The 20,384-nt window shown below is 64.3% G+C and carries 8 protein-coding genes and 2 pseudogenes (1 of these 10 only partly in view); 6 read left to right on the top strand and 4 right to left on the bottom strand.

Annotated features, from left to right (window positions below; genetic code table 11):
• Window positions 1–110: 110 nt before the first annotated feature.
• On the top strand, window positions 111–1,733 hold the full coding sequence (locus tag AB7M32_RS23715) for an acyl-CoA synthetase (protein WP_454251565.1): 1,623 nt from the start codon (window positions 111–113) through the stop codon (window positions 1,731–1,733).
• A gap of 522 nt (window positions 1,734–2,255) precedes the next feature.
• A complete protein-coding gene (locus AB7M32_RS23710) occupies window positions 2,256–2,612 on the top strand; it encodes a DUF6124 family protein (RefSeq protein WP_454251564.1) in 357 nt (118 codons plus the stop codon).
• Window positions 2,613–2,733: 121 nt separating this feature from the next.
• Here the strand turns inward: AB7M32_RS23710 and AB7M32_RS23705 are convergent, their stop codons facing one another.
• The 4 genes from AB7M32_RS23705 to tam all read right to left on the bottom strand — a co-directional run bounded on the left by AB7M32_RS23705 (window position 2,734) and on the right by tam (window position 7,625).
• Window positions 2,734–4,557: a glycoside hydrolase family 15 protein gene (locus AB7M32_RS23705; RefSeq protein ID WP_454251563.1), complete on the bottom strand. Its 1,824-nt coding sequence runs from the start codon at window positions 4,555–4,557 to the stop codon at window positions 2,734–2,736.
• The gene (locus AB7M32_RS23700; RefSeq protein ID WP_454251562.1) at window positions 4,550–5,350 is read right to left on the bottom strand and encodes an SDR family oxidoreductase; all 801 of its coding nucleotides are present in this window, start codon (window positions 5,348–5,350) and stop codon (window positions 4,550–4,552) included. Before AB7M32_RS23700 ends, AB7M32_RS23705 begins: the two co-directional genes overlap by 8 nt.
• 278 nt (window positions 5,351–5,628) lie before the next feature.
• The gene (locus AB7M32_RS23695; protein ID WP_454251561.1) at window positions 5,629–6,762 is read right to left on the bottom strand and encodes a cupin-like domain-containing protein; all 1,134 of its coding nucleotides are present in this window, start codon (window positions 6,760–6,762) and stop codon (window positions 5,629–5,631) included.
• 92 nt (window positions 6,763–6,854) lie between these two features.
• On the bottom strand, window positions 6,855–7,625 hold the full coding sequence (gene tam, locus AB7M32_RS23690) for a trans-aconitate 2-methyltransferase (RefSeq protein WP_454251560.1): 771 nt from the start codon (window positions 7,623–7,625) through the stop codon (window positions 6,855–6,857).
• A 143-nt stretch (window positions 7,626–7,768) separates the two neighbouring features.
• On the opposite strand from tam, the gene AB7M32_RS23685 reads away from it, so the two are divergent.
• From AB7M32_RS23685 to AB7M32_RS23670, 4 genes and pseudogenes are all read left to right on the top strand, one after another.
• Window positions 7,769–8,503, top strand: coding sequence for a thioesterase II family protein (locus AB7M32_RS23685; RefSeq protein ID WP_060741391.1), 735 nt, complete (start codon window positions 7,769–7,771; stop codon window positions 8,501–8,503).
• Between the two features lie 293 nt (window positions 8,504–8,796).
• Window positions 8,797–12,078: pseudogene (locus tag AB7M32_RS23680) on the top strand (condensation domain-containing protein); the annotation flags it as partial.
• Window positions 12,052–14,307, top strand: a pseudogene (locus tag AB7M32_RS23675) (condensation domain-containing protein); the annotation flags it as partial. The pseudogenes AB7M32_RS23680 and AB7M32_RS23675, both read left to right, overlap by 27 nt.
• Window positions 14,308–14,335: 28 nt before the next feature.
• Window positions 14,336–20,384: the 5' portion of an amino acid adenylation domain-containing protein gene (locus AB7M32_RS23670; protein ID WP_454251559.1), read on the top strand. 974 nt of this gene lie beyond the right edge of the window; the window shows 6,049 of its 7,023 coding nt (coding positions 1–6,049); its start codon is at window positions 14,336–14,338; its stop codon lies beyond the right edge, outside the window.

The following is a 20,384-nucleotide window of genomic DNA, read 5'->3' as shown; positions in this document are numbered from 1 at the left end:
CCCCGTCGATCAGACGGGGGCGGTGATCCACACCTGTTCAGAGCCAACAATCAGCCATTGGAAGTACCCTGGCGTGCTACGCGGCTAGGACTTCCCCACAGGAAAACCTCATGTCGATTTTCGAAACGGGCCTGGCACCCTCGCCAGTCAATCATGTCGCACTCTCGCCCCTGAGCTTCATCGAGCGCACGGCCTCGGTCTACGGTGAGTATCCGGCGGTGATCCACGGCGCGGTACGGCGCAGCTGGCAACAGACTTATGAGCGCTGCCGGCGCCTGGCCGGTGCACTCAGCGGGCGGGGTATTGGCAAGGGTGATACGGTCGCGGTGATGCTGCCCAACATCCCGGCCATGCTTGAAGTGCACTTTGCGGTGCCAATGATTGGCGCCGTCCTCAACACCCTCAATGTACGGCTGGATGCGCCCGCCATTGCTTTCATGCTGGAGCACGGTGAGGCCAAGGTATTGATCACCGACCGTGAGTTCCACGAGGTGATTCGTGAAGCCTTGAGCCTGCTGTCCAGTCCGCCCCTGGTGGTTGATGTGGACGACCCGGAGTACGGCGCAGGCCAAGCACTCAGCGATCTGGACTATGAAGCCCTGCTCGCTGAGGGCGACCCGCAATTCGCCTGGCAATGGCCTGAGGACGAGTGGCAAGCCATCGCTCTCAACTACACGTCCGGCACCACCGGCAATCCGAAAGGCGTGATTTACCACCACCGTGGCGCCTATCTCAATTCGCTGGGCAATCAGATGACGTGGGCCATGGGCAATCATCCGGTGTACCTCTGGACGCTGCCGATGTTCCATTGCAACGGCTGGTGCTTCCCCTGGACCGTCACCGCACTGGCCGGCACCCATGTGTTTTTGCGCCGCGTGGAGCCTGAGAAAATTCTCACCCTGATCAATCAACACCAGGTCAGCCACCTGTGCGGCGCGCCCATTGTGCTCAACGCGCTGGTCAACCTGCCAGACTCGGCCAAGGTCACTTTCGATCACCCGGTCAACGCCATGGTGGCGGGCGCCGCGCCGCCGGCCAAGGTCATCGGTGCGGTGGAGGAAATGGGCATCAAGATTACCCACGTCTATGGTTTGACCGAGGTTTACGGCCCCGTGACCGTTTGTGCCTGGCACGCCCAATGGGATGAGCAACCGCTCGATGAGCGGGCGAAGATCAAGTCACGCCAAGGCGTGCGCTATCCGACGTTGGAAGGCCTGATGGTCGCTGATCCGCAGACCCTGGAGCCGGTGCCTTGCGATGGGCTCAGCGTCGGCGAAGTCTTCATGCGCGGCAACACGGTGATGAAGGGTTACCTGAAGAACCCCGAGGCCACCCGTGAGGCATTCCAGGGCGGCTGGTTTCACACCGGCGACCTGGCGGTTCGTCACCCGGACGGCTATGTCGAAATCAAGGATCGGCTCAAGGACATAATCATCTCGGGTGGAGAGAATATTTCCACCATCGAGGTTGAGGGCGTTCTGTATCGTCACCCGGCGGTACTGGAAGCGGCGGTGGTCGCCCGTCCGGACGAAAAATGGGGTGAAACCCCGTGCGCCTATATCACCCTCAAAGCCGACTGCCAGGATATTCGGGAAGCCGATATCATCCGCTTCTGTCGTGAGCATCTGGCAGGGTTCAAGCTGCCGAAAACCGTGGTGTTCAGCGAGTTGCCGAAAACCTCGACGGGCAAGATCCAGAAGTACGTGCTGCGCGGCTGGGCCAAGGCACTCTGAAAAGGAACCCGCTTGACCGATGACCGGCACTTTTTCGCAATCGGGCACGCGCATGGCTCGCCACTTAACTTCGAACCGATTCATTACACCGCATCACAGATGAAGTCCCCAGCCCGTTGTCTCGCTCTGGGGGCTGGAAGGTTATGCACCTGCTGGGCAGTCGAGCGGGAGCAAGCTCCCTCGCCACAGGTTATGTATTCCTACAAAAAATGTGGTGCACCGGGAATTTTCTGACGAGTCGCGTCGGTTGCCGGTTCGGAAGGGGCGGGGATAGGCTTTGCTCGTCGCTGCAAAATCAGCGACCGGGTTTGGTCACCCGTCCAATGTCAGGCGCATACGCGCCAACCTCAGCATGTCGGCGCTTTTTTGCGTGCTTGTCGGTATGCTTTGCGGTGGGCTGTGCGCGGGGCACTTTCAAGTGCGCCGGGTGCCTGACTTCCCGGTTGACCAACCTGCGTATAGCCCACCACCCTCGTTTGGTCACGAGGTAGGTGAGCTCAACTTCAAGTCAGGAGCTTCACAATGGTCAAGATCACCCCCAACCCTCCACGCGCCGAAGACCTTTCTGCTTACACCACCCTCGACACAAAAAAACTCCGCGAAGCCGCCGACCGGGCGCTGAACATTCACTTGTCTCCCACCCCAGCCCAACCCGATACCCAGGACGGCCAGGTTTTCACCGTGGTCCCCGGGCTAAACACCGAGTCGGTGTTGACCAGCCTCAGCGAAACCCTGGCCTCGGCCGATGCGCTGGTCAGCGACCTGGGGTTCGAACTGGAAGGTTCCCGGCGACACGTAGCACTGGGGATTCAACAGTTGATCGAGCTGGCCAGATTGCTGGCCAACCGTGCGTTGGATGATCTGGAGGCGACTGGCTAATTGACACACCGCTCTTGTGGCGAGGGAGCTTGCTCCCGCTGGGTTGCGCAGCGACCCCAGGATTCTTGCGACTGCTGCGCAGTCGAGCGGGAGCAAGCTCCCTCGCCACAGACCACTCCGCTCACGGCTGCCAATGATTCTTCTCCCCGCTCAACTTGCGGTCCAGAAACGTCGCCGCGCTGATCAACGCCAGATGGGTCAAGGCCTGGGGCGTGTTGCCCAAGTGGTAACCGTGGCTGTCGAACTCTTCGGCGTACAGCCCCAGTGGGTTGGCGTAGCGCAGCAGTTGTTCGAATTCCAGCTGGGCTTTTTCCACGCGGCCGGCGCGGGCCAGGCATTCGACGTACCAGAACGAGCAGGCCGCGAATGAGCCTTCGATGCCGCTGAGGCCGTCGATGGGGTTGTCGTCGTTGCGGTAGCGATAGACCATGCCGTCGCGCACCAGGTGTTTTTCGATGGCATCGAGCGTCGAGAGCCAGCGCGGGTCGCGGGCGCTGACGAAACGCACCAGGGGCATCAACAGCATCGAGCCGTCGAGGGCGGTGCTGCCCAGGCGCTGGACGAAATGCTGGTGCTCCTCGTCCCAGAAATTCGTCCAGATGTCTTGGTAGATGGCCTGGCGGGTCTCGTCCCAGCGGGCGAACGGGGCGGGCAGGGAGCGTTTTTCGGCCAGGCGGATGGCGCGGTCGACGGCGACCCAGCACATCAGCCGCGAATGCAGGAAGTGCTGCTTGTCGCCGCGCATTTCCCAGATGCCCACGTCTTTGTCCTGCCAGACCTCGCACACCTGGTCGACCACGTCGACGGCATGTTTCCAGCCTTCATGGGAGATGGCTTCGCCGTATTTGTTGACCAGGTACACCGCGTCCATCAACTCGCCGAAAATATCCAATTGCACCTGCTGGTAGGCCAGGTTGCCGATGCGCACCGGCTGCGCATTGCCGAACCCGCTCAGGTGCGACAGCTCGGTTTCCGGCAGCTCCAGCCTGCCGTCCAGGCCGTAGAGGATGTTGAGTTTGGTCGGCTGGTCACAGCAGTCGCTGACCCGCCCGCGCAACCAGCGCATGTAGGCGTTGGCTTCTTCGACGAAGCCCAGGCGCATGAACGCGTAGACCGTGAACGAAGCGTCGCGGATCCAGGTGTAGCGGTAATCCCAGTTGCGCTCGCCGCCACGGGTTTCCGGCAGGCCGAAGGTGGCGGCGGCGAGGATGGCGCCGTGCTTGCGCGAGGTCAGCAGCTTCAGCGCCAGGGCCGAGCGATTGACCATTTCCCGCCAGCGTCCGCGATAGTTGGATTGGCCGACCCAGCCGCGCCAGAACGCCAGGGTCCGCTCCAGGCATATCGCGCTGACGTCGTCCTGAAGGCGTGGGTCGTCGATGCCGCCCAGCAGGAACTCGGCACTCTGGCCTTGCGTAAGGGTGAACTCGGCCACCGCTGCGTTCCCGTCCAGCGTCATGGGTTGGTCGGCGCACAAGCGCAGGCTCGGTTGTCCCGGCGCCTCGAAACAGATGTGGGTACCGTCCTGGCGCGCCGTGGTGGTAGCCCGGGCATAGTCGTGGCGTACCGCGCAGCGCAGGCGAAACGTCGCGCTGCCGATGGTCATGCCCACACGGCGGATCAACACCGGCAGATCATCCTCGCTGTCGCCGATGGGCAGCAGGTCGGTGATTTCCACCACGGCGCCGTCGCTCAGCCAGCGGGTTTGCAGGACGTTGGTGTCGGGCAGATAGATTTGTTGGCGACGGGCATCCGGCAGGTCTGGCGCGAGCTGGAAAATGCCTGCTTGCGGAGTGTCCAGCAGCGAGCAGAAGATCGACGGGCTGTCGAATTCCGGCCAGCAGAAAAAATCGACACTGCCGCGATCATTGACCAGCGCGGCGGTGCGCATGTCGCCAATGATGCCGTGGTTCTCGATGGGGCTTTGCGGTTCGTCATGATCAGCCATTGTCACGAAACCCCGGATAAAGGCTCATCCCGCCATCGATGAACAGCGTGGTGCCCACCACATAATCGGACAAGTCCGAGGCCAACCAGACCACCGCGTTGGCGACGTCCTCCACATCGCCGACGCGACCGTAGGGAATCAGCGCCAGCAGCTTTTGCTCCTGCTCGCCCTCGGTGGCTTCGCGATTGATCGCCGTGCGGATGGCACCGGGGGCGATGCTGTTGATGCGGATGCGCTGGTGGCTGGTTTCCTGGGCCAGGCTCTGCATCAGCAGATCGACACCGCCCTTGGACGCGGCGTAATTGACGTGGCCGGCCCAGGGAATGCGCTGATGCACCGAACTCATGTGGATGATCTTGCCGGCGGCCCGGGACACGCCCTGGCGAATGCCCTGGCGGTTGAAGATCCGCAGGGCGGCGCGGGCACAGAGGAACTGGCCGGTGAGGTTGGTGCCGATCACGGTGTTCCAGTCTTCCAGGCTCATGTCGACGGCGGCGGCGTCTTTTTGCAGGCCGGAATTGGCCACCAGGATGTCCAGCGTGCCAAAGGCTTCGAGGGTTTGGGCGAACAACTGCTCGACCTCCTGTTCCTTCGACACGTCGGCACCCACGGCGATGGCGCGGCCGCCGTTGGCGTTGATTTCACGGGCCAGGTCTTGCGCCGGGCCGGCGCTGGAGTGGTAGTTGAGCACCACCGCAGCACCGGCGTCGGCCAACGCCCTGGCCGAGCCTGCGCCAATGCCGGAGCTGGCGCCGGTGACCAGGGCAACCTGTCGGGCGAGGGATATCTGCATGGTCTAGCACCTTGAACGGAGGGCCTTACCTGCTGACTGGTGTGAGGAGGGTGGAGTTCACTTGGGTGAAGCGATCTTCACAATCCACTGAACACGCCACCCATGCCGAACACAAAATCTGTGGCGAGGGGATTTATCCCCGCTGGGGCGCGAAGCGGCCCCCATTCAAACCGCCTGACACACCACCGTTGCCAGGTTTTGGGGCTGCTGCGCAGCCCAGCGGGGATAAATCCCCTCGCCACAGATAAATCCCTCGCCACGAAAGCGGTGTTCGGCTGTTACCAACCCCGCCCTGAATTCACCCAGAAATTCACCGACAACGACGTCGACACCGACTCCACCTGATGGAACCAGCCTTCCGGCAAAAACAGCAAATCCCCAGCCTCCAGCGTCACGCGCATGAAGGTCACGTCCCGGGCGTGGGGGAAGCGTTGGTAGTCCGGCGCGTCTGGGTTGAAATCGCAGCCGTCCAGCCCGCCTTGGGGGGCCGTGGACCAGGTGCCCAGGGCTTCGCGATGGTGCGGCGCGGCGAGGGTGAAGATTTTCTGGCCCCAGACTTGGGCGAACAGGTTGTCGGTGTCGTCGCGGTGCAGCGGCGTCAGGGTGCCCTTGGGGCCGATCCAGATGCGCGGTGGGATGAACAGCGACGGGTCGAAGTAGGGCGGAAGCTTGATCTGCTCCATCAGCCGCGCTGGCAGGATGTTGTTGCCCATGTAGGCCGGTGGTTCGCCGTCGGTGCCTTTGGCCGCCGGGCTGTCGAGGGAAGCGATGAAGTCGGCCATGGACGTGGAGCGAAAGTCCCGCTCGGTGGAGAAGGTCTTCTTCACGTAGTCGCCGTGGCGGGTGATGCCTTGCAGTTCGGCAAAATGCACCAGGGATTCTTCGCGGCTGAGCTTGAACAACGGCCAGTCCTGCAAGGCATCGCTGATGACCAGCGGAATGCCGTGGGGCAGGTACTGCGCGCGAAACTCCTGCACCGACAGCCCGCTGCGAGGCCGCCGTTGCACGCTGCGTTGGGTTGGCAGGCTGGCGGTGAGCTTTTCGCTGAAGCGCGGCGGGGTGGGGTAGCGCTTGTTCATGTCGACCTTTTCCACCACGCCACCGCCATGCCGGGCATGGTCGATGATCTGCGGCAGCAACGTCGCCAGGCCCATGTTGCCGCCGATCTTCAGGCGACCGCTGGCGAACAGTTCTTCCACGTTGGCCATGCCGGCCATGATCCCGAGGAAGTCCGTCTCCGCCACCTCGATGGTGACGTCGGGGCTGGTGTGGCGGCCAGCCTCGGTGCGGCTGCTGGCCTTGACCTCGGACCAGTACGCCTGGTGCGGGCCGAACACGAATTGGAAGACGCCTTCGATACCAACGGCGCCGGCATTGGCGAACAGCTTGCCCAGGATGGTTTGCAGGTCCACGGCGGTCACTCTTGCGGGTTTTTGGTCTTAGCAGGTAACGAGGGCCCGGAGCAGAAATTTAGGCCCTCGTCGCTGCGTCATCGACCCTCGCCCTAGCGCGTCGCGACCATGAACACCCGGGGAAACGGCAGCAGCACGGTCCCATCGTCCAGGGCTGGATAAGCCTGCTCGATCGCCTTGAGATAATGCGCCAGGTACTGCTCGCGTTGCGTCTCGTCCAGCGGCTCGAGAAACGGCCGCAAGCCGCTGCCCTTGAACCATTCCACCACGCCTGGGGCGCCGCCGGCCAAGGGGTGATGGTAGGTGGTGCGCCACACGTCGACGCGGCTGCAGTGGGGCTTGAGGATCGAGTAATAGGTGCTGGGATCCTCTACCTCGGTACGCGAATCCGCCGCCCCGGCCAGTAGGCTGGCCCAGGGACCGTTGGCGGCGATTTCCCGCATCAAACGGTGGGAGGGCTGGTGCAGGGTGTCGGGCATCTGGATCGCCAAGCTGCCACCGGGGGCGAGTTTGCCGATCAGCGAGGGCAGCAGGGTGGCGTGGTCGGGCAGCCATTGCAGCACTGCGTTGGCGAAGATCACGTCGAACGGCCCGGGTTCATCCCATTGGCCGATGTCCGCCGTGTCGAACGCCACGGCGGGCAAGCGTTTGCGTGCGGCGTCGACCATGTCGCTGGAACTGTCCAGGCCGCGCACTGTGGCGCCGCTGAAATGTTCCACCAACAGTTCGGTGGAATTGCCCGGGCCACAGCCCAGGTCGATCACCGAACGGGCCTGTGTGGGGGGAATGGCGGTGAGCAGGTCCCGCGACGGACGGGTGCGTTCCTGTTCGAAGGTGACGTATTGCTTGGCGGACCAGCCCATGGCGTTCTCCTGTGCGGCGCAGTGAGTCGAGGTCGCCAGTATAAGGTCGGACGGGGAAGATGGAGCGAACGTAACGGTTTTGACTAATTTTGTGGGTTACGATCTCGTTATCTTTCCTACACGACCGATCGGAGAAAACCGCAGTGACCCAACTGACCCTGCTGTGCCTGCCTTATTCCGGCGCCAGCGCGATGGTGTACAGCCGCTGGCGGCGCAAGTTGCCGCAATGGCTGCATGTGCAACCGGTGGAGTTGCCGGGACGCGGGGCGCGCTTCGACGAGCCGCTGCACACCGACATGGGCCCGTTGGCGATGCAACTGGCGCGGGAGCTGTACCCGACGCTCCAGGCCCCGTACGCCTTGTTCGGTCACAGCCTGGGCGCGCTGCTGGCCTGCGAAATCGCCCATGCCCTGCGTGAGCTCGGTAGCCCGGAACCGGTGGCGCTGTTTGCCTCCGGCACTGCGGCGCCGACGATGCGGGCCGACTACGACCGCGGTTTCGCCAAGGCGAAAACCGACGCTGAGTTGATCGAGCAACTGCGCACCCTCAACGGCACGAGCGAGGAGATCCTGGCCAATGAAGAGCTGATGGCCTTGACCTTGCCTATCCTGCGGGCCGACTTTTTGTTGTGCGGACGTTTCCAGCCGCGGCAACGGCCACTGCTCGACTGCCCGGTGCACGTGTTCGGCGGCACGACCGACAAGGCCACCACGGAGCAACTGATGGGCTGGCGCCAGGAAACCACGGGCAGCTTCTCGGTGGACATGCTGGCGGGCGGGCACTTCTTCATTCACGAGCACGAGGCCAAGGTCTTGCGGCTGATCAAGGATCAGTTGAGCGTGCATCATCGGCGGCATGGGTTGGCCATCAGCGCCTGATTGGATTCCCAACTCATTCAAATGCCTTCCCCACATTGGCTGGGGTGATCCATCCCCTGTGGGAGCGAGCTTGCTCGCGATGGCGTCGTCTCAGTCAGCGAACAGCAAGCTGACCCAGCGCTATCGCGAGCAAGCTCGCTCCCACATGAGGGGGGCCGCATCCTTCTCGAAATCTTCGTTCTACCCCCCTTCCTGACACAAATTCCCAAACGCTAATTTTTCCGGCTTGCATTCGTTTCATAGGGACGACTTGCCTTTGTGCCTTGTGCCCACTGATTCCGGATACCCCAGAAATGAATGCTGAAGACGCCTTGAAACTTGCTCGCCGGTTTATCGGGTTGCCCCTGGAAAAGCGCCGGATGTTCCTGGCCGCGTTGGACAAGGAGGGCGTGGAGTTCAGCGGTTTTCCCATTCCCCGGGGTGTCGAGGCCGAGGATCGCCAGGCGTTGTCCTATGCCCAGCAGCGCATGTGGTTTCTCTGGCAACTGGAGCCGGGCAGCGGCGCCTACAACCTGCCGGGCGCGGTGCGGCTCAAGGGTGCGTTGAGCCTGCCGGCCCTGGAGCAAGCCTTCGCCAGCCTGGTGGCCCGTCATGAAACCCTTCGCACAGTGTTCCAGCGCCAGGCCGATGACAGCCTGCTGCAGGTCCCCTCCAACGCAACGCTGGCGATCAAGCGCCAGGACTTCAGCGCCTTGCCGGCGGCCGAGCGCGAGCAGGCGGTGCGTCAGGCTGCCGAAGCGCAATCGATGCAGCCTTTCGACCTGTCCAGCGGCCCGTTGCTGCGGGTCGAATTGCTCACCCTCGATGAGCAGGAACATGTGCTGCTGCTGACCTTGCACCACATCGTCTCCGACGGCTGGTCGATGAACGTACTGATCGACGAGTTCATCCGCTGCTACGACGCCCATGAAGCAGGCGTGGCGCCGCAACTGGCCGATTTACCGATCCAGTACAGCGACTACGCCCTGTGGCAACGCCGCTGGCTGGAAGCTGGCGAGCAGGCGCGTCAACTCGAATATTGGCAGGCGCAATTGGGCGATGAGCATCCCGTGCTGGAACTGCCCATTGATCACCCACGCCCGGCGATGCCCAGCTATCGCGGCACGCGCTTTGAGTTCGCGGTGGAGCCGGCATTGGCCGAGCAACTGCGCGCCACCGCCCAGCAGCACAACATCACCCTGTTCATGCTCCTGCTCGGTGCCTTCAACGTGCTGCTGCATCGCTACACCGGCCACACCGATATCCGTGTCGGCGTGCCCATCGCCAACCGCAACCGCGCCGAAACCGAAGGGCTGATCGGCTTCTTCGTCAACACCCAGGTATTGCGCACCGAGCTCGGCGGCCAGACCCGTGTCGATGAGTTGCTGCGCACGATCAAGGAAGCCGCCCTCGGCGCCCAGGCCCATCAGGATCTGCCGTTCGAACGGTTGGTGGAAGCCCTGAAACTGGAGCGCAGCCTCAGCCATACACCGTTGTTCCAGGTGATGTACAACCACCAGCCACAAGTGGCCGACATCGCCAGCCTCCGCACGGCGTCGGGGCTGGAGTTGTCGATGCTGGAATGGCAGAGCCGCACCACGCAGTTCGACCTGACCCTCGACACCTGGGAAAAGGCCGGCAAACTGCATGCGGCGCTGACCTACGCCAACGATCTGTTCGACGCCGCCACGGTCGAGCGCATGGCCCGGCACTGGACGCGGCTGTTGCACGGCATGGTCGCCGACAGCCGCGCGCTCGTTGGTGAGTTGCCGCTGCTGGAAGCCGGTGAGTACCAACGCCTGATCCATGACTGGAACCCGGTGGATGCGCCGTTCGACCAGGCGCTGTGCATCCACCAAATGATCGCCCGCCAGGCCCAGGCTGCGCCGGATGCACTGGCGGTGACCTTCGCCAACATCCGACTGACCTACAGCGAACTCGACGGCCGCGCCAATCGCCTGGCCCACAAACTCATCGAAATGGGCGTGGGCCCGGAAGTGCGGGTGGGCGTGGCGATGCCGCGCTCCGAGCGCCTGCTGATCGCCTTGCTGGCGGTGCTCAAGGCCGGGGGCGCCTACGTGCCGCTGGACCCGGACTACCCGGCCGAGCGCGTGGCCTACATGCTCGATGACAGCCGCGCCCGGGTCTTGCTGACCGAACAGGCAGTGGCGGCGACGCTGAACGTGTCGGCCGAAACCGCCGTGCTGATACTGGATCGGATCGAGCTGGGGCATTACCCACTCAGTGCACCGGTCACCCACGTCACGCCAGACAACCTCGCCTACGTGATCTACACCTCCGGTTCTACCGGCAAGCCCAAGGGCGTGGCGATTGCCCATCGCAACGTGCTGGCACTGATCGATTGGTCCCGATCGGTCTACAGCCGCGACGACATCCAGGGCGTACTCGCCTCCACGTCGGTGTGCTTCGATCTGTCGGTGTGGGAACTGTTCGTGACCCTGGCCAACGGCGGCTCGCTGATCATCGCCCGCAATGCCCTGGAGTTGCCGCAATTGCCGGCCCGGGATCAGGTGCGGCTGATCAACACGGTGCCCTCGGCGATTGCTGCGTTGCAGCGCAGCGGTGAAATCCCGGCCAGCGTGCGCATCATCAACCTCGCTGGTGAGCCACTGAAGCAAAGCCTGGTGGATGCGCTTTACCAACAATCCCCTTCCTGTGGGAGCGAGCTTGCTCGCGATAGCGGCGGGTCAGCCCCCCATGGGCCAACTGACAGGGCGCCATCGCGAGCAAGCTCGCTCCCACAAGGTGTAGAGCATGTCTACGACCTCTACGGACCCTCGGAAGACACCACCTATTCCACCTGGACCCGGCGCACCGCCGGCGGCACGGCGAACATCGGCCGGCCCCTCAAGCACACCGCCAGCTATCTGCTGGATGCCGACCTGCAACCGGTGCCCCAAGGCGTCTCGGCGGAGCTGTACCTGAGCGGCGCGGGCATCACCCGTGGTTACCTCGGCCGTGCCGCGATGACCGCCGAGAAATACGTGCCCAACCCGTTTTCCACAACCGGCGAACGCTTGTATCGCACCGGCGACCTGACCCGTTACCAGGCCGACGGCGCCTTGCAATACGTCGGTCGCATCGACCATCAGGTCAAGGTCCGCGGCTTCCGTATCGAACTGGGGGAAATCGAAGCGCGCCTGCTGCAACAACCCCAGGTGCGCGAATTGGCGGTGCTGGCCCAGGACGGCGAGCACGGCCAGCAACTGGTGGCTTTCATCGTCCCGAGCGAGGCCGCGGTGCTGACCGAGGCCGACGGCCAGGTGCAACTGCGCGAAACCCTCAAGGCTGCCCTGCGCGAACACCTGCCGGACTACATGGTACCGGCCTATCTGGTATTCCTCCCGCAACTGCCGCTGACCCCCAACGGCAAGCTCGACCGCAAGGCGTTGCCGGCCGTCGATGGCAGCGAGCAGCAGCGTGAATTCGTCGCGCCCCACAGCCCAATGGAAAAAGCCCTGGCGACGATCTGGCAGGACGTGCTGAACCTCGACAGCATCGGCCTGGAAGACAACTTCTTCGAGCTGGGGGGGGATTCCATCGTCGCCATGCAGGTGGTCAGCCGTGCGCGGCAAGCCGGGATCGTGCTCAATCCCAAGGCCTTGTTCCAGCACCAGACCCTGCGCAGCCTGGCGCTCGTAGCGCGCCAGGGCGACAGCCAGGCGATCGATCAGGACCTGGCTCGCGGCGCGGTGCCGTTGACGCCGGTGCAGCAGTGGTTCTTCGAGCGCGACATTCCCGAGCGGCAACACTGGAACCAGTCACTGCTGCTGGTACCGGGCGAACACCTTGATGCCGTGGCATTGGCCTCGGCCCTGGCCCGCTTGGCTGAGCACCATGACAGCCTGCGCCTGCGCTTTACCCAGGTGAACGGCCAATGGCAGCAAGCCTATGCCGAGCCGTCGGCGGCCAGTTTGTTGTGGCAGCGTCAGGCGACCTCGGTCGAACAACTCAACGCCCTGTGCGACGACGCCCAGCGCAGTCTCGACCTGGAAGACGGGCCACTGTTGCGGGCGTTGCTGGTGGGCATGGTCGACGGCAGCCAGCGCTTGTTGCTGGCGATCCATCACTTGGTGGTGGACGGTGTTTCCTGGCGCGTGCTGCTGGACGATCTGCAACAGTTCTACCGCCAACTGCAGGCCGGCCAGGCGATCCAGGTGCCGGCCAAGACCAGCGCTTATGGACAATGGGCCGCGCACCTGCACGGGCATCTCGATGGCTTCATGGGCAGCCTCGATTACTGGCGCGCCCAAAGCCAGGCGCCGGCCGGCAACGGCTTGCCATGCGATTACCCCGAGCGCCTGCTGCTGGCGTGTGACGAGCGCAAGGTGCAAGTGCGACTGGACGCCGAACAGACCCGCCAACTGCTGCAACAGGCGCCCAAGGCCTACCGCACCCAGGTCAATGACCTGCTGCTGACGGCTCTGGCCCGTACGGTGTGCCGCTGGACCGGCCAGGACAGCACGCTGATCCAGCTCGAAGGCCATGGCCGTGAAGCGCTGTTCGATGGCGTTGACTTGACCCGCACCGTCGGCTGGTTCACCAGCCTGTTCCCGGTCAGCCTCAGCCCGGCGCCGGCATTGAGTGCGTCGGTCAAGGCCATCAAGGAACAACTGCGCGCCGTGCCGGACAAGGGCCTGGGTTATGGCGTGCTGCGCTACCTGGGCGAATCGGCGGTGCGTGCCGAACTGGCGGCCTTGCCGGCGCCTCGCATCACCTTCAATTACCTGGGCCAATTCGACCGGCAGTTCGACGACGGTGCGCTGTTTGTTCCCTCTAGTGAAGGCAGTGGCGCGGCGCAACATACCCGGGCACCGCTGGCGAATTGGTTGACGGTGGAAGGCCAGGTCTATGGCGGCGAACTGTCCCTGAACTGGGGTTTCAGCGAGCGGATGTTCAAGCAGCAGACCATCGAGACATTGGCCGCTGACTACCTCGCTGAACTGAGGGCTTTGATCGAACACTGCTGCGCGCTGGAAACGCCACAGGCCACGCCATCGGACTTCCCCCTGGCCCGCATCAGCCAGGCGCAACTCGACAGCCTGCCGGTGGCCGCCGGGCAGTTGGACGATCTCTATCCGCTGTCGCCCATGCAACAGGGCTTGCTGTTCCACACCTTGTACGAGCAGGCGGCAGGGGAATACATCAACCAGTTGCGCGTGGACGTGCAGGGCCTCGATCCACAACGCTTCGCCGATGCCTGGCAGGCCACCCTCGACGCCCAGGACATCCTGCGCAGCGGTTTTGTCTGGCAGGGTGATCTCGAGCAACCGTTGCAGATCGTCCATCGCCAGGTCGAGTTGCCGTTCACGCGGTTGGATTGGCGTGAACACGACAACCTCAGCGAAGCCCTCGATGAACGCGCCGCCGCCGAGCGCCGGCAGGGTTTCGACCTGGCCCGGGCACCGTTGCTGCGCCTGGTGCTGGTGCAGACCGAGGCCGAGCGCTGGCACCTGATCTACACCCATCACCACATCCTGATGGACGGCTGGAGCAGCGCCCAATTGCTGGGTGAAGTCTTGCAGCGCTACAGCGGTCGCTTGCCCAAGGCCAATGCCGGGCGTTACCGCGATTACATCGCCTGGCTGCAACGCCAGGACGCTCAACTGAGCGAGGCGTTCTGGACCGGTCAGTTGGCCACCCTGCAAGAGCCGACGCGGTTGGCGCGCGTCATGTCCGCCAGCGAAATCCACAGCGGCCATGGCGATCACTTCCAGACCTTGGACGCGACCCGCACCCGGGCCCTGGAGCAGTTCGCCCGCCAACAGAAAGTCACCCTCAACACCCTGGTGCAAGCGGCGTGGCTGTTGCTGCTGCAACGCTACACCGGCCATGACAGCGTCGCCTTCGGTGCCACCGTGGCCCGGGCGTCCGGCGGATCTGCCGGGCATCGAGCAACAGGTCGGCCTGTTCATCAACACCTTGCCGGTGATCGCCGCGCCACGTCCGGACCAGTCCGTCGGTGCCTGGCTGCAAGCCGTGCAGACACAGAACCTGAGCCTGCGGGAGTTCGAGCACACGCCGTTGGCGGACATCCAGCGCTGGGCCGGCCAGGGCGGCGAGGCGCTGTTCGACAACATCCTGGTGTTCGAGAACTACCCGATTGCCCAGGCCCTGGCAGAAGGCGCCGGGCAGGGCGCGGTGTTTGGCGAAGTCAGTCACCTGGAGCAAACCCATTACCCGTTGAGCGTGGCGGTGACCCTCGGCGAGACGCTGGCGCTGCACTACAGTTTCGACCGGGCGCATTTCAGCCCGTCGGCCATCGACGGTATCAGCGCGCAGCTATTGCATTTGTTGGAACGTTTCGCCGAGTCGGCGGCGCGCAACCTCGGGCAAATCGCCCTGGTCAGCGCCGGGGAACAGGCCCGGCAACAGGCCGCCAACCATCCGCAGCCGTACCCGACCGACATCGCCGTGCATCAGCGCATCGCCGATCTGGCGGCGCTCAAGCCCCACGCCACGGCGGTGATCTTCGACGGCCAGCGTTTCAGCTATGGCGATCTCGACCGGCGCGCCAACCAGTTGGCCCACGCTTTGATTGCCCGTGGCGTGGCCCCGGAAACCCGGGTTGGCGTGGCCCTGCCGCGCAGCGAAGGGGTGATCGTCGCGCTGCTGGCAGTGCTCAAGGCCGGCGCGGCCTATGTGCCGCTGGACACCAGTTACCCACGGGAACGCCTGGCGTACCTGATCGAGGATTCGGGGCTGGAGTTGTTGCTCACCGACTCCCGGGTGTCGGCGCAGTTGCCCCTGGAAGGTGCTGCCCAGGTGCTGGAACTCGACCGCCTGGACTTGAGCCTGCAACCGCTGGAGGCGCCGTCCGTTCAGGTCGATCCGCGGAACCTGGCCTACGTGATCTACACCTCCGGTTCCACCGGCAACCCCAAAGGCGTGAGCGTGGCCCACGGTCCCCTGGCGATGCACTGCCAGGCCATCGGTGAGCGCTATGAAATGCAGGGCAGCGATTGCGAATTCCACTTCATGTCCTTCGCCTTCGACGGTGCCCATGAGCGCTGGCTCACCAGCCTGACCCACGGCGGTTCGCTGCTGATCCGCGACGACAGCCTGTGGACCCCGGAGCAGACCTACAACGCGATGCGCGAGCACGGCGTGACCGTGGTGGCGTTCCCGCCGGTGTACCTGCAACAACTGGCCGAGCACGCCGAGCGCGAGGGCAACCCGCCGAAAGTGCGCATCTACTGCTTTGGCGGCGATGCGGTGCCCAATGCCAGCTTCGAACGGGTCAAGCGCACCCTCGATCCGGACTACATCATCAACGGCTACGGCCCGACCGAAACCGTGGTCACCCCGTTGATCTGGAAGGCCGGCCGCGACGTGGCATGTGGCGCCGCCTATGCACCCATCGGCAGCCGCATCGGCGACCGCAGCGCCTACGTGCTCGACGCCGACTTGAACCTGCTGCCCCAAGGCATGGCCGGAGAACTGTACCTGGGCGGCACCGGGCTGGCGCGGGGCTACCTGAACCGTCCGGGCCTGACGGCCGAGCGGTTTGTCGCCGATCCGTTCAGCCGCAGCGGTGGCTTGCTCTACCGCACCGGCGACCTGGTGCGCCAACGCGTCGATGGCACCTTCGATTACCTGGACCGCATCGACAACCAAGTGAAGATCCGCGGCTTCCGAATCGAACTGGGTGAAGTCGAAGCCAGCCTGCAAGCCCTCGACGGCGTTCGCGAAGCGGTGGTGGTGGCCCAGGAAGGGGCTGCTGGCAGTGGCAAGCGTCTGGTTGCCTATGTGGTAGCCGATGAATCCGTGGGTGATGCTTTCGCCGAGCACTTGCGTGATCAGCTCAAGGCGACTTTGCCGGCGCACATGGTCCCGGCCTATCTACTGCTGCTCGAACGCCTGCCGCTGACCCCCAACGGCAAGCTCGACCGCAAGAACCTGCCCAAGCCCGACGTCAGCCAATTGCAGCGAACCTACGTGGCACCGCGCAGCCCGTTGGAACAGCAACTGGTGTCGATCTGGCAGGACGTGCTCAAGCTCGCGCAAGTGGGCCTGCGGGATAACTTCTTCGAACTGGGCGGCGATTCCATCGTCTCGATCCAGGTGGTCAGCCGCGCTCGTCAGGCCGGTATCCACTTCACTCCCAAGGACTTGTTCCAGCACCAGACCATCGAGGCGCTGGCGGCGGTGGCCCAGACGGGCGCAGCGCTGCAAGCGATCGACCAACGACCGGTCACCGGCGAAACAACGCTGCTGCCGATTCACCAGTGGTTCTTCGCCCAGGCGATTCCTGACCGTCATCACTGGAACCAGTCGGTGATGCTCAAGCCGACCCAGGTGCTGGATGCCCAGGCGCTGGAGCAGGCCTTGGACGCCCTGGTCGCGCACCACGACAGCCTGCGCCTGGCCTTCATCGAGCAGGCCGGAGGCTGGACGGCGCGCTACCGTGACGGGGGGGCCGACGGGGTTGTCTGGCAAGCCGACGTCGCCGATCTCGCCGCGCTGCAAGCCCTGGGCGATCAGGCCCAGCGCAGCCTGCAACTGGACGGCGGCTCGCTGATCCGCGCGGTGCTGGCGAACCTCGCCGATGGTACCCAGCGTCTGCTGCTGATCGTGCATCACCTGGTGGTCGACGGGGTGTCCTGGCGGATCCTCGTCGAAGACTTGCAAACGGCCTATCGGCAGGCACTGACCGGCGCCACCGTGCAGCTACCGGCCAAGACCAGCGCGATCCAGGCCTGGGCCGAAGCGTTGCAGGGCTACGCCCGCAGCGCATCCCTGCAGGCCGAACTGGACTTCTGGCAGCAGCAGTTGCAAGGCGCCTCCACGGCGTTGCCATGGGATAACCCCCAGGGCGGGCAGCAACAGGCTCAGGCCATGACAGTCCGCACGTCACTGGAGAGGTCCCTCACCCGGCAACTGTTGCAGCAAGCCCCGGCGGCCTATCGCACCCAGGTCAATGACCTGTTGCTCACCGCCCTGGCGCGAGTGATGGTGCGCTGGACCGGCGCTGACAGCGTGCTGGTGCAACTCGAAGGCCACGGTCGCGAAGAACTGTTCGAACACATCGACCTGACCCGCACGGTCGGCTGGTTCACCAGCTTGTTCCCGGCCCGTTTGACACCCGCTGCCGACCTCGGTGCTTCGCTGAAGCAGATCAAGGAACAGCTGCGCGCCATCCCCCACAAGGGCATCGGTTTCGGCGCCCTGGCACACCTGGGCGATGCGCCGGCGCGGCAAGCGTTGCAGGCCTTGCCGACGCCGCAACTGACCTTCAACTACCTTGGCCAGTTCGACGGCAGTTTCGCGGCGGCTGACGATGCCCTGTTCGTGCCCACCGCCGAGCATGGCGGTGAAGAGCTGAACATGCAGGGCCCGCTGGGCAGTCCGCTGGCGCTGGACGGCAAAGTCTTCGGCGGCGAGCTGGACTTGAGCTGGACCTTCAGCGGCGACCTGTTCAACGCCGCGACCATCCAGCGCCTGGCCGATGACTACCTGCAAGAACTCACCGCGCTCATCCACCATTGCTGCGACAGCCAGCACCGTGGCGTGACGCCGTCGGACTTCCCGCTGGCGCGGCTGTCCCAGGCGCAATTGGACACATTGGTCCGAGAACCTCAGGCTGTCGACGACATCTACCCGCTGTCGCCGATGCAACAAGGCATGCTGTTTCATTCCTTGCTCGGCCACGGCAGTGGCGATTACATCAACCAGATGCGCCTCGACGTCGAGGGCGTCGACCCGCAGCGTTTCCGCGCCGCCTGGCAGGCGGTGGTCGATGCCCATGACATTCTGCGCACCGGGTTCTTCTGGCAGGGCGACCTGGAGCAGCCGGTGCAAATCGTCCAGCGTCAGGTCGAGGTGCCATTCCGTGTGCTCGACTGGAACGGGCGGACGGATATCGACGACGCCTTGCAAACCCTCGCCGATGAAGAACGGGCCCAAGGTGTGGACCTGACCCAGGCGCCGTTGATGCGCCTGGTGCTGGTGCGCACTGGCACGGATCGGCATCACCTGATCTACACCAACCATCACATCCTGATGGATGGCTGGAGCAGCGCGCAGTTGCTCGGCGAAGTGTTGCAGCATTACCGCGGCGACAGCGTGGCACGCCCGACTGGCCGTTATCGCGATTACATCGCCTGGCTGCAACGCCAGGACGCGAGCCTCGGCGAAGGGTTCTGGACGCAACAGTTGCGCACGCTGGATGAGCCGGTGCGCCTGGCCCAGGTGTTTGCGCGCCCGGCACAGGACGTCTCGGCGACGCTGTACGGCCATCACCGCATGCAGTTGGATGGGATGCAGACCCAGCGCCTGGCCGAGTTCGCCCGCGAGGCCAAAGTCACCGTCAACACCTTGGTGCAAGCGGCCTGGCTGTTGCTGTTGCAACGCTACACCGGCAAAGCCAGTGTGGCGTTCGGCGCAACGGTGGCGGGGCGGCCGGCGGACCTGGTGGGTGTCGAGGGCCAGATCGGCCTGTTCATCAACACCTTGCCGGTCATTGCCAGTCCGCGGCCGGAACAGGACCTGGGCGACTGGCTGCACAGCGTCCAGGCGCAGAACCTGGCCTTGCGCGAGTTCGAGCACACGGCGCTGTTCGACATCCAGCGCTGGGCCGGCCTGGGCGGCGAAGCCTTGTTCGACAACATCCTGGTATTCGAGAACTACCCGATTTCCGAAGCCTTGGCACACGGTGCGCCTGAAGGCTTGCGTTTCGGTGCCGTGGACAACCTGGAACAGACCAACTATCCGCTGACCCTGCTGGTCAGCCTCGGTGCCGAGCTGGCAGTGCAGTTCAGCTACCAGTGCGCTCGTTTCACCGAGGCCTCGGTCGAGCAGATCGGCGTGCACCTGCAACGCTTGCTGCTGCAAATGATCGACGCCGGGCAACGGCCCCTGGGCGAACTGGGCTTGCTCGACGAGCACGAAACCCGCCAGCACGTGCAAGGCTGGAACGCCACCACGGCGGAATATCCCCAGGCGCGCTGCGTCCATCGGCTGTTCGAGGCCAAGGCCCGGCAAACGCCGGATGCCACGGCGCTGGTGTTCGCCGATCAGGTGCTGAGCTATGGCGAACTCAATGTCCGGGCCAACCGCCTGGCCCATTGTTTGATCGAGCAGGGCGTGGGGCCCGATCAGTTGGTCGGTGTGGCGCTGGAGCGTGGCGTGGACATGATTGTCGCCTTGCTGGCGATCCTCAAGGCCGGTGGCGCCTACCTGCCGCTGGACCCGGCGTTCCCCCAGGATCGCCTGGCCTACATGATCGAAGACAGCGGCATCGAACTGCTGTTGACCCACAGTTCGCTGCTCAACCAGCTACCGCTGTCCTGTGGGAGCGAGCTTGCTCGCGATGGCGGTGGTTCAGTCAATGATGATGTCGAGTGTGCCGACGCTATCGCGAGCAAGCTCGCTCCCACAGGGTTCGGTGGTGGCGTTAATACATTGGTGTTGGACCAGGAGGGTGGCTGGCTCGACGGTTATGCCTGCGAGGCGCCGGCGACGCGCTTGGATGCGGAGCACTTGGCCTACGCCATCTACACCTCGGGTTCCACCGGCAAGCCCAAGGGCGTGATGGTGCGTCATGAAGCGCTGGTGAACTTTGTCGCCAGCATGGCCCGTGAACCGGGCATCGCCGCCCGTGATCGGGTGCTGTCGCTGACCACGTTCTCGTTCGACATCTTCGGCCTGGAACTCTACGGCGCACTGTTGAGCGGTGCCTGCGTGGTGCTGGTGGACAAGCAGAGTGCCCACGACCCTGAGGCGCTGCTCAAGACCATTGACCGGCAACAGGTCAGCGTGGTCCAGGCCACGCCCTCGACCTGGCGCATGTTGCTCGACCACCCGGCGTCCGGTTTGTTGGCCGGGCGCAAATGCCTGTGCGGTGGCGAGGCGTTGGCCGAGGACCTGGCCGAGCGGTTGC

The sequence above is a fragment of the Pseudomonas sp. R151218B TE3479 genome, assembly GCF_053629195.1.
This window is presented reverse-complemented; position numbering and strand designations above follow the sequence as displayed.

Coding starts and splice junctions, on each gene's coding strand:
- AB7M32_RS23715 (WP_454251565.1), top strand. CDS start 111: ATGTCGATTTTCGAAACGGGCCTGGCACCCTCGCCAGTCAATCATGTC.
- AB7M32_RS23710 (WP_454251564.1), top strand. CDS start 2,256: ATGGTCAAGATCACCCCCAACCCTCCACGCGCCGAAGACCTTTCTGCT.
- AB7M32_RS23705 (WP_454251563.1), bottom strand. CDS start 4,557: ATGGCTGATCATGACGAACCGCAAAGCCCCATCGAGAACCACGGCATC.
- AB7M32_RS23700 (WP_454251562.1), bottom strand. CDS start 5,350: ATGCAGATATCCCTCGCCCGACAGGTTGCCCTGGTCACCGGCGCCAGC.
- tam (WP_454251560.1), bottom strand. CDS start 7,625: ATGGGCTGGTCCGCCAAGCAATACGTCACCTTCGAACAGGAACGCACC.